This is a genomic window from Vibrio sp. ECSMB14106 (assembly GCF_000972265.1).
In the GTDB taxonomy this organism is placed as follows: Bacteria; Pseudomonadota; Gammaproteobacteria; order Enterobacterales; family Vibrionaceae; genus Vibrio; species Vibrio kanaloae.
Genome location: NZ_LAUM01000027.1, coordinates 73,656 through 84,412 on the forward strand (window position 1 = coordinate 73,656; position 10,757 = coordinate 84,412).

A 10,757-nucleotide genomic window follows, 5' to 3' on the forward strand; every position below is an offset into this window, starting at 1 on the left:
GTCAATTACATCCGTTTACCTAAAGATTTAATTGTGAATAAAGGTTGTAGTTTTAACTTAAACTGTTTAAGTATTTGTCTGTTAAACCAAAATATTTCAAGTTCCCATCTGACTCTAGGACTAAGCTCATGTTTGATGTAATGATTAAGCTAGGGTCATTCGTCGAAAAAATCACGGTCGTGTTCAACAGTTTATCGGTGAACAAACGATTAAAATACTGTGCGTTTTCGTGTTCGGAGCCATTGAAAGGTTCGTCAATGATGATCAGAGATTGTTCACAATTACCTAAGCCAAGCGCTAACCGCAGTTTTTGCTGAACCCCGTTGGGAAGGCCTTTGCATTTATCCACGCTTAACTGAGTAGCCAAGCCTTCCGGAAGCCATTCATCCAACTCGAAGAAGCTGATCATCTCTTGCATATCCTCTGTTGGAATGAGTCCATTGTGCAAAATGAAGTTGGTCTCTAGTGAGCCTTCGAAGATGTGCAAGTTAAAAGGGATGTAGTTAATCGATGTGCGATAGCGATAACTGTTGAATTGTTTGATGTTGTAGCCATCGACCGATACCGCGCCTTGATAGCGGTCTTCTAACCCGGCAATGATGGAAATTAGCGTTGTTTTGCCGCAGCCTGTCGGGCCACAAATCACGACTTTTGCTCTGGGTGGTATCTTGAAACCAAGATTGGTTAAACCGGTTGCTGCCCCTGTGTAACGGTGGCTCACACCACTGCCCACAATACTGCCTTGAAACAAGCGAATGGGCGGGCTTTTTTCTAAAGTCAGTTTGTCGTCATTCATCGACATCAAGTTGTTGATCTGAGCTGATGACGCCTTAATTGATTGGAATTTGGAAATGGAGTTGTAAATACCCATGATCGGTCCTAATGCCTTCCAAACCAAAATAACGGTTGCGAGCATGGCACCAGCATCTGAAGTGCCTTCCATTACGCCGATTACCGCAGCGACAATACTTGCCGTGCCAATCACTTGGATCAAACTGCCCCCTGCAGCCTGAATTTTGCTGTTGGTCACGGCGACGTTCTCTGCATCATTAGTGCTTTGCATATGGGAAGCACTGAAGCGAGATTGAACTACACGCAACAAAGGTAGGCCTTGAATGGTCTTGATACCACGAAGGAGCTCATTCCATTGATAAGAGACCATCGCATTGGCACGAGAGCTTTTGGATGTGGCTTGTGAGTAGATATAGCGAGAGTACACACAGAATACCAACATTACGACTAAGCCGGCCATTACTACCAGTGCTGCCGTGCCAGACATCAGAGCTATCGCGATGATAAATACAATCACGAATGGCATATCAAAGTAGCTGAGGGTCGATTCTGCCGTTACCAATCGTCGGAAGGTGTCGATATCTTTTAAGCGAGCCAGCTGAGACGAAACCCCAGCGGTTGATGTCATAGCGTAGGGCAACCATAGAAGCTTTGATATAACGGCTTGGGATATGTGCATCGCGAGATCTTTACCGGAAGTGGCAATGATATTGACCCGCATTTTCTTAAAAAAGTATTCAGAGAAGCCAACAATAATAGCAAATAAGGTCAGCCAGTAGAGTGTTACTTGAGAACTAGATGTGAGCGCAAAATTATACACACTCATAATAAAGAAGGGTTGTAATGCCCCAAGTACGCTGATGAAGAAGCTCAAAATTATTAAGCTCTTGAATTCATTGTTATAGCGATAGAAAGCATATTTGATCCAATGACTTCTATCTTGAGATTCTGGTGGCGGTTCGCGAAATAGACGAGAGTACTCGCTGATAGAAATCAACAAGCATGGCTTATTACACATTGGATACTCAATAGTGTTGTTATTCGTGTAATCAAACAGCAGCAATTTTCCATCTTTTGTTCCCAAAAAGATGGCGTTGAGGTTTTCTATCTCAATAAAGCTTGGATTAGGGTGCTTATCGATATTTTCGAGTGTTTTAAGCTTAGTGGCATCACAACGGTATCCAAGACGCTCTATGGTTGCGGTAAAGCTGTCGCTGTCTTTTGGTTTTGGCATAAACGCATCACTGAGGATAGCAGGCGTACCTTCCCATTCAAGCGCTATCAATGCGTAAGCTAATCCACGAATCAGAGGTGACTGATTGTAGCGTTCGTTATATCCGATTGCTTCAAAGTCCAATACACGCTGCGATACATTGTTGAAGTCAACGAGAATACTCATTGATTACCTCCCGTCAGTTTGACACGTTTGAGGCGGTGGTTAAGCTTGTCCATTTTATTGCTGGCAATGATCAAGAGCTTGTCATTGGAACGATAAGCAGTACTGGTCAGCACCACTCGGGCAAATTCATCGTCAAAGACACAATCGATATCGTCGAAAATTAATACGCGCTTGCTAGCGAGCAGGGCGCGGACGAGTAACAGAGCATAACCAACTTGGCGTGAGAATGGGTTGCGCATGTGACCTTTAAGTTCGGTGTAAAATCCGGCGGGAAGAGCATCGATTTGTGTCTTGATGTTCATGGTTTCACACAGTGCAAAAGCCGTGTTATTCAGGCTTGGTCGGAAACAGGTGAGGTTATCAATAATGGTACCTTCTACGAACGAGCTCGTTTTATCGACCATCAACACGCTGTTACGCCAAACGTTGTAGTTAATGTCACTCAGAGGCGTGTCGTCGATCGTAATTGCCAGATGGTCATCGCTGCTTTGTCTCGTAATACAGTTGGCGAGGTGGGTCTTACCTGCACCACTTTTCCCCGTGAGCAAATAGGCTTGACCACGCTCGAATTCGATACGTTGCTTGTCAGAGTACTTGACTGAAATGCGTTCCACTTCTGTTGTTTCATGTTGATGTTCTACTGAAGCCGTCAGTTCAAGCAGTTCCGCGATACGTTGTATATGAAGTTTATTTAGTTCCCAACGGCTAGCGGTACGCATTACTTGTTGGTAGGGGGCAAAGTAACGGTTGGTTAGCATGATGATTGCAGCCATGATCCCTTGGCTTGATTCCATGTTGATAACCGCCATTGCCAACACCACAACAACACAGGCGATGGAGAGCTGTTGGATCAGTGCCAATATCAACCCGAAATTAGATTCAATTTGCTCATATTTGATGTTTTCGACTTCGCGCTCTTCGACCATTTGTGTCATCAAGCTTTCGACGCGGTATTCCATGTTTCGCGCTTTGATATCCAGTGGGCTAGAGATGATCTCTATGATTTTTGATGTGGTTAAGCCTTCGATATCGGATTTATTTTGCAGGCTACTAATCTTTTGTTTAGAGAGGCTAAATGCGAAAATAGCCAAAATAACTGAGGCTATTAGAAGAGTAACGCCCGCCCATATGTTGATTAGCCCAATTATTATGATGGTTAATAAGCTAACTGCTAGGTTGATTAGAGCTCGAACAGACTCTCCGCCAAAGAAGGTTTTAAGTTCAGGAATAGTAGAGATGCGTTCGAGGTACTCACCGGGCTCTAAGCGGCGGTATTTGGAAATTTCAGCCAAACAGATGGATTGAAAAACCTTGTTAGTTAAGTTGGTCTCAAATTGCCTCATGATGACAGATGAGATCTTCTCTTCCTGATTCTTGAGATGGTAATCGAGGAAGATAGAAATCAAGATAATAGCGAACAATAAGAAAAGAGTGTTTTGTGCTTGATTGGGTAAAACACGGTCGAAAATAATCAGAATAGAGAAGGGCAAAACTAACCCAAATAGGGTGGAAATTATCGTGGAGAAAGTCAGATAACACTTGTCTGCCATATTGATCTTTTGAGAAAATTGTTTAGTTTGCATTGCGATCTCCTTTCTTCAAGGACGAAGCTGAGAGAAGGTGTTTAGGCACTAATTCTTGACTGTCTTGATCTTCAATATCACTCATCAATTGCATGATACTTTCTATAGATTTTACGGAGAGCACGCCCTTAATTTTTTCGAGCTTGATGGTCTCGATGATGTAGTCATATCGTGCGCTTTCGTAATCTCTTAAGGCGCTGAATAATTTACTTTCGGCAGCGAGCAAATCTGTGATAGTACGCGTACCTAATTGGTAGGCTCTTTGGATCCCTTTGTAGGACGCATAATTAGCGCGAATGATGTTTTCATAACTGTTTATAGACTGGGAAAAGTCGTTAATGGTAAGTAGTGAGGTGTTCACATTGTTACGTGTGGTGTAAAGCGAATCTTGGTAAAGCAATTCGGTACGTTCAATGGCCGTCGAGGATTTTTGATATCCGTAGTAATCAGAACCACCAGATAAGAGAGGCACTGCTAGGTTCAAGCCAACACTCGTTGAGTTACTTTCGCCTGTCGCTGTTATGTCGGTCTTATCGTAATTATTGGCGTCATCATGACGATAACTGGCCGAGAGCGACACTGTGGGTAAGAAGTTCGAACCGCTCTCTTTTAAGCTTCTACGGCTTCTCTCGACGTTTTTCTTAGCCACAAGTAAGTCGTTATTAAGCTTTAATGCTTGATCCATGATTGAACGTTGTTCTGTTTCGTTTATCTCTTTTAAAGGCACGCTTTCGTAAATATCTTGCGAAGGTGTGATTGGGTACTGAATCTGAATCGATAGGCCATTGAGAATGACTTGGCGATCTTTTTGTAATGTTCTCAATCGATTTGCCACCCCCTCTTTTTGTGCAATCACTTCGTACAATTCACTGGCAGCTGTGTTGCCTAGTTCCACGTTACGTTGCATCTGATGTTCACGAGCCTGAGATGATGTAAGCTCAACCTTCGTTGCTTTTATCTGGGCGTTGTTTTTCAAGTACTCAAAATATTGAGAGCCGACTTCTGAGATGGTGTCTTGGATTTTGTTCTCGTGTTTAATCTCTTCAATGTTGAAGTCGAGCTTTGCCGTTCCATATTTAAACACATCGCCAAGATTGAATATTGACTGGGAAAGGGAAAGACTGTAGCTGTTCGAGTTGTAGCTTGAGGTCTCATCGGGCACGCTCCGTAATAAGGTCTCATTTTCATTCCATGTGGTATCGGCTGCGCCATTAAGCGAAGGGAGGAACTTAGAGCGGCTGATACCAATGTTGTATTCGTTCTCTTCGACACCTTTATTACTCGCGCGAAGTGAAAGGCTGTTTTGCAGGCCGAGTTCTACTGCCTCAAGCAGGGACGTCGCCGATGCTGAAGGTGTAGTACTTAATGCAAGTGCAGCCATGGTGCTGCTAGTTAAGTTTCTGTACCGCCACATATTTGTTGATCACCTTGATGATTTCGTCGCTTTTGTAAGGTTTGCTGATCACGTAATCCATTCCGGCTTCAATACAAGCCTGGTGTTCGTTACTGCTGGTCAATGCGGTTGCACCTATAATGGTGCAAGGTTTTCTATCTTTATTTTTTTCAAACTGTCGAATACGCTGTGTTGCCTCTATACCGCCCATTCCTGGCATGATGCAATCCATAAAAATAATGTCGGAACGTTGATTCATGAAGTGTTTTACGGCGTCGGCACCGTCACCAACAGTGTCTGCTTCGTACTCTTGTTTGGTTAAAATACGCTTAAGTAAGATCTGTTGGACTCGGTCATCCTCGACGATCAGGAATGAGCTGTTTTCTATCTGTCCTTGCGATGCTTCCGCTTCCATAATGGAGAGTAAGTTAGGAATAAATTCGTAAGGAATGGCTGGTGAGTTTATGATTTTATCGACGAAGCTGTGGCACTCTTGCGCATGTTGGGTGTTGCTTACGGATAACAGCAGCTTGGTATTTGGGTGCTTCTTGAGCTGTGATTTAACTGTTTTACAGAGCGATGAAAGCTTATTGGGTTCAAATGTATCGGTCAGCATTATTGCATCGTATTCACCGAAGGTTTTCGCTGCTGAAAATAGCTCACTAGCAGTGCGAATCTCGGTGATATCGAGCCCCAAATTGGAGAGCATTTTTCTTATGACATCAATACGAATTTGAGTATTTGCGCAGAGCATCAAACGCTTACCGTCGAAACGAGTTTTCTCCGTGTGGAAGCTTTTAGCCTTAAGATCAAGTTCTACTTGAAAACGCTCTTGATTGCCTGATTGGAACCAGCGACTTTCGTAGTATCCGTAATCTTTTAAAATGCTCTTTGCTAAGTCATCTGTATTGGAAGTGTGGTCTTTGTGAGCACTCCAATGGAGTGTATTTAGTTTGGCAACAAATACATTAAGCGTTGAGAGGAAATTAAGATTGATGGTGACGCGCGTATTTTCCATATTAGAAGCCGCACCAGATTCAATCGTTACAAACAATTTCTTGTTAGCTTTGAGCTGAATAGCGTTAGAAAGCTGCAAGAAAAGTATCCAGAATAAGCTGGTGGATTGACCTTCAACGCGATTTGGTAAATTGTCAGAGATAAGACAGTCGAGTTGGCTTTCATTACGCTGAACTTTCGCACTGATATGAATCATCAATTCAGACAGCACGCTCAAAAGCGAGAATTCTTTAGATTTACTCTCTGAGCCTTGAGAAATCAATCGGTTATAGTTTTCAGCAAGCTCTGATAGTGTATTGGAAGCAGACGTAATGTCCTTCGCCATTAACACGCCGCTCTCATCTGTTTCTTGAACTAGGTATTGCACGCCACCATTGATAGTATTGGTTATTCCGCGAATTTCATATCCTATTAGGGCATACAGTTGCTTGTAGAGATCGTTATTGCGCTTTTGGTCTTCTAATTTACTGAATACCAATTTGAGGTGAGAGTAGATCTGACGTTGTTTGGGGTTGATGCTTACTTCGTTAAGAAGCTCTTCAAGTCTTTTTAAATCGAGCTGCTTGAGTTCTTGGTATAAGGCATCGAATTCACAGTCTATTTCTCGTTCGTTTGAGCTGGATTTTTTAAGTTTCAACATAGCTGCTGAGTTAGAAATAACGATAATAACAGCCAAGATTACGGCTATCATAAACAACCACACAAAGAACTTGTTCTTTTCTGACATCAAGTCGCTCGCGTGCTTATTAAACATGTTGCGATAGTTGTCATCCATTTGCAGGTAGCTGTTAGTGAGTGAAAGGTATAAGTCCAGCATGTCATTACGTGTTTTGGAACTATCGACAAAGCGATTAATAGCTAATTCCATTTGGGTATATTCGGTCGCACCAACCAAGCTGAATTCGGTTTTGTTCAAAGAGGCTAAAGACCTAAACTCATCTATTTCGCTTTTTAAGGTTGATAGATTCAAATCATTGCTGCAACTGTTGGCTCTTAAACAACGTTGGAGGGTTTGGATATCAAGTTCTATAGTCTGGTTGAGTTCTTGAGCCTTTATTAGAAGTGGGGCGCTTTGCACTTGAGCGACTGAGTCTATTTTCGACCAGGAAAAGTACAAATAGAAAGCGAGCGCGGTTAATACCACACTAAACAATATGCTAAGACGTAGAGCTGGAACGGAAATGTTGTATGAAGGTTTTCCGCTCATTGATTACCTCTCATCGAACGCATCTTCGATGGCAGACATCACAGGTTTTGCTGCATATTCGATCACACGACGTGACCCTGTTTTCACATCGGCGGTAAATTCCATATAAGGTGATAACTTGTATTGAGTGCCTCCTCGCTCAAGAAAGTTTTGGTCAATTTCAATCTCTGCTAAATAGAATTCGGCATCCTCTTCTTCGTATGATGAACGACTGATTGAGGCAATGGTCCCCTCAACAAAGCCATACTTGGCGAAGTTATAAGTGTCCATTTTTACTTTCACTGCTTGGCCAATTTCAACAAATCCCATGTCTTTACGTGGGATCTTTGCTTCTCCGTGTAGCGAGTTATTGATCGGTGCAATGTCGGCAATGCTTTCGCCTGGCGGAATCACTGCAGAGCGAAAGTTGAAGTGTAGCTTGTCGACTACGCCATCGACCGGAGAATAGACAATAAGGCGATCAACTTTATCGGAATGTTGTGGTTGTAAGATTCGCTTTAGCTTAAGGTCTTTATTCACTTGAATAATTTGTGCTTGATATTCTGAATTTCTATTTTCAACCAAATCTCGGTGTTGCTTTTCTAGTTTATCGAGCTGAAAACGCTCATTCATGACTGACTCATCAAGATTTTCAATCTCACGTACCATGTTGGATTCTTGTACTTTCATATTGAGAACATCAACGTATGAGGCCATCTCTTCTTTATAAAGTGTACTTTTGATGTTGAGTTGTTTACGAATCAGAGAAAGCTGGTTCTCTGAGCTCTTTCTACGTTTTAACATCGAACTTATTAGAGAGTTTTTATGCTTAATATCGTGAGTGATGAGCTCTTCATTAGAGCGGTTTTTTGAGAATTCTTGTTGCCACGTATTCATGTTTACTTGAACCTGATCAGGATATTTTTCAGTGAAAGCAGTAAAGTTTGGCTTCTTCATATCTCGTAAACTCTCATAGCGAATTTTGTCTAGCTCTAGCTGAATGATTTCTGTATTAACCGTATCGAGTTGGGTATTACGATCAAGAGAGCGTATTCTCGCGATAGGCTGCCCCTCGTAAACGACTTCACCTTTCCTTACTAGCAACTCTTCTAGAATACCTCCTTCTAAGTGCTGGACCTTCTCAACGTCAGATTCCAACAACAACTCTCCACGCAAAGAAACGACAATATCGATACGTGCCTGCGACGCTACAGCGATAGCAACTAAAGCGAGGAGAAAGATGATGAGCAACGTTTTGTGAACGCTGGTCATAGCACTAGCCAGCACTATGGTGTCGTCCGCTGTGACCTTAGAAGCATCGTTGTTAGAAACCAATGCTTTTCTGAGGTGATGCTCTATTTGGTTATTACTCATGACTGCCTCGGTTATTTGTCATCTACTACGTCCTTCATATCTAACAAATGCTTGATCTGTTGATTGACATTTTGTAGTTCGGTTTTGACATCTTCCAAAAGATCTTCCGGAACAGGAAAGTGGTGTTTACTCAAATATTCCAACTTTGCCATTTGGGGGGGAAGATCTTGGTCACAAAGTAAAATTAGTATCGCCTTCAATTTTTTTGAGTAGCAGTTGAGTTCATCGAAATGATTACCTTTGTGAAGCGTCTCTATATTTATGGCAGCGTCTGAGAAATCCTTACAAAATTCGCTTAATAGCAATTGCAGCCCTTTGTGGTTGTTCTTGATTGAACGCAATAAATTTGTCATGTCTATCATCATTCCACTGCCTAAATTGCTTTAATGACAATAACTAAGGATATTCGAAGGTGCTTTTCAATTTTTTTTGATTATTCTCGCCTAGAAATTATGAAAATTGTTGTATAAAAACTTGGTTTTCTAAAATGGTGTCCTTTAATGCCTCTAAATACGATTAGTTAGCTAGTAGCAACGGAGGCTGTAATGGCAGGCGAAAATAACCAAAACAACCAAAATGAAGATCTCAATGACGCGGTAGAACAGACGGACACGAACGACGCGGGTACGCCCTCCCAGCAGCAGAATCAACAAAACCAACAGAACACGATAGCGACGACGATAGCGACAGGTGCTGAAAACACGGACGCAGCAGACGAAGTTAACCAAGCGTTGGAAGATAATCCAAGTGGCGCAGGTAATGAAGAAGAGGCCTCGGCTTCTGGTGGTTCTGCAGAAGAAGAGACGCCAGAAAGTGACGAAGGTTCAGATGATGCCCAATCTAATGTAGTTGGTGGTGCCGCTTCTGATGCCAGTTCGGATGATGCCTCGGGTAGTGGAGGTGGTTCAGGTGCCGGCGCTCAAGCTGTCGGTGGCGAAAACGCTGCCGCTTCTGAAGGCGGTTCAGATGCCGAAGGTAATGAAGACCAAGGCCAAGCCGCAAGAACATCAGCGGCGCCTAGCGCGGAGGCTTCGGAATCTGATGAGCAGCAAACGGGCGATGATTTAGATTCACAAACGGTAGAAGAGACATTTGCCGTTGACGTTGAAGCTTCTGACGAAGAAACCATCAGTGAAGTAGAAGATGACTTTGATTCAGAGACGGTAAATGAAACGTTTAAAATCAAAGTGGAAAGCGAAAATGATGCACCAGAAGCTGAACAAAATCTGGCTTACATTATGGATGAAGATGGATCCATAACATTCACTCAAGAACAATTACTCGAATACGCAAGTGATGTTGATGGTGATGAGCTGGTTGCTTCAAATGTTCAAGTCGGCGCAGATGCAACGGTTCAAGAAAATGGCGACGGTACTTTCACGGTGGTTCCTTCCACTGATTTCAATGGCGAACTTGACCTAACTTTTGATATCAGTGACGGACAAGAAACAATAAGCAGCGCAATTGATCTAACGGTTCGTCCTATCAACGACGCGCCTGTACCAGAAGACAAAACGTTTGAAATAGAAGAAGATGGCACGCTCATCTTCACCGATGCAGACCTTCTTTCTGGTGCTACAGACATTGAAGGTGACAATCTAACGGTCGAAGGTGTGACCTACGATGGTGGCGACGGTATTCTTACCGACAACGGTAATGGTACGTACACCTTTGCGCCGAATGAAAACTTTAATGGCGACGTAAACTTCGCCTTCGATGTCTCTGACGGCACCGATACGGTCTCTGCCAACATCGATGTGAGCGTAACTGCCGTTGATGATGCCCCTGTGTCGGGCGATCTAGCGTACTCAGTCGACGAAGACGGTTCGATTCGTTTGAGCCAAGAGCAACTGTTATCGCAAGCATCAGATGTGGAAGGCGATGACCTGACAGCGAGCGGGCTAAGCGTTGGTGGCAATGCCACTGTTATTCAAAACGATGACGGTAGCTTCACCATCACACCCGATGAGAACTTCAATGGTGACATCGATATCAGCTTCGATATCTCTGATG

The 10,757-nt window shown here is 43.1% G+C and carries 7 protein-coding genes; 1 reads left to right on the plus strand and 6 read right to left on the minus strand.

The window, feature by feature from the left end; genetic code table 11:
* Positions 1 to 52: 52 nt before the first annotated feature.
* The 6 genes from WR49_RS16775 to WR49_RS16800 are packed head-to-tail and all read right to left on the minus strand — an operon-like array spanning position 53 to position 9,109.
* The gene (locus tag WR49_RS16775; protein WP_046224764.1) at positions 53 to 2,191 is read right to left on the minus strand and encodes an ATP-binding cassette domain-containing protein; all 2,139 of its coding nucleotides are present in this window, start codon (positions 2,189 to 2,191) and stop codon (positions 53 to 55) included.
* Positions 2,188 to 3,774: an ATP-binding cassette domain-containing protein gene (locus tag WR49_RS16780; RefSeq protein WP_046224765.1), complete on the minus strand. Its 1,587-nt coding sequence runs from the start codon at positions 3,772 to 3,774 to the stop codon at positions 2,188 to 2,190. Before WR49_RS16780 ends, WR49_RS16775 begins: the two co-directional genes overlap by 4 nt.
* Positions 3,764 to 5,188 (minus strand): TolC family protein, encoded by a 1,425-nt coding sequence (locus tag WR49_RS16785; RefSeq protein ID WP_046224766.1) that lies wholly within the window; start codon positions 5,186 to 5,188, stop codon positions 3,764 to 3,766. Before WR49_RS16785 ends, WR49_RS16780 begins: the two co-directional genes overlap by 11 nt.
* Positions 5,163 to 7,391 (minus strand): ATP-binding response regulator, encoded by a 2,229-nt coding sequence (locus tag WR49_RS16790; RefSeq protein WP_046224767.1) that lies wholly within the window; start codon positions 7,389 to 7,391, stop codon positions 5,163 to 5,165. Before WR49_RS16790 ends, WR49_RS16785 begins: the two co-directional genes overlap by 26 nt.
* 3 nt (positions 7,392 to 7,394) lie before the next feature.
* Positions 7,395 to 8,744, minus strand: coding sequence for an HlyD family type I secretion periplasmic adaptor subunit (locus tag WR49_RS16795; RefSeq protein WP_046224768.1), 1,350 nt, complete (start codon positions 8,742 to 8,744; stop codon positions 7,395 to 7,397).
* Positions 8,745 to 8,755: 11 nt separating this feature from the next.
* Positions 8,756 to 9,109: a hypothetical protein gene (locus WR49_RS16800; RefSeq protein WP_046224769.1), complete on the minus strand. Its 354-nt coding sequence runs from the start codon at positions 9,107 to 9,109 to the stop codon at positions 8,756 to 8,758.
* Between the two features lie 180 nt (positions 9,110 to 9,289).
* Between WR49_RS16800 and WR49_RS16805 the strand changes: the two genes are divergently transcribed.
* Positions 9,290 to 10,757: tandem-95 repeat protein (locus tag WR49_RS16805; protein ID WP_046224770.1), on the plus strand; the 1,468-nt coding region annotated here is incomplete at its 3' end.

Excerpts from the sequence above, each read along its gene's own strand:
- WR49_RS16785 (WP_046224766.1), bottom strand. The coding sequence starts at position 5,188 with ATGTGGCGGTACAGAAACTTAACTAGCAGCACCATGGCTGCACTTGCA.
- WR49_RS16775 (WP_046224764.1), bottom strand. The coding sequence starts at position 2,191 with ATGAGTATTCTCGTTGACTTCAACAATGTATCGCAGCGTGTATTGGAC.
- WR49_RS16795 (WP_046224768.1), bottom strand. The coding sequence starts at position 8,744 with ATGAGTAATAACCAAATAGAGCATCACCTCAGAAAAGCATTGGTTTCT.
- WR49_RS16800 (WP_046224769.1), bottom strand. The coding sequence starts at position 9,109 with ATGATGATAGACATGACAAATTTATTGCGTTCAATCAAGAACAACCAC.
- WR49_RS16780 (WP_046224765.1), bottom strand. The coding sequence starts at position 3,774 with ATGCAAACTAAACAATTTTCTCAAAAGATCAATATGGCAGACAAGTGT.
- WR49_RS16790 (WP_046224767.1), bottom strand. The coding sequence starts at position 7,391 with ATGAGCGGAAAACCTTCATACAACATTTCCGTTCCAGCTCTACGTCTT.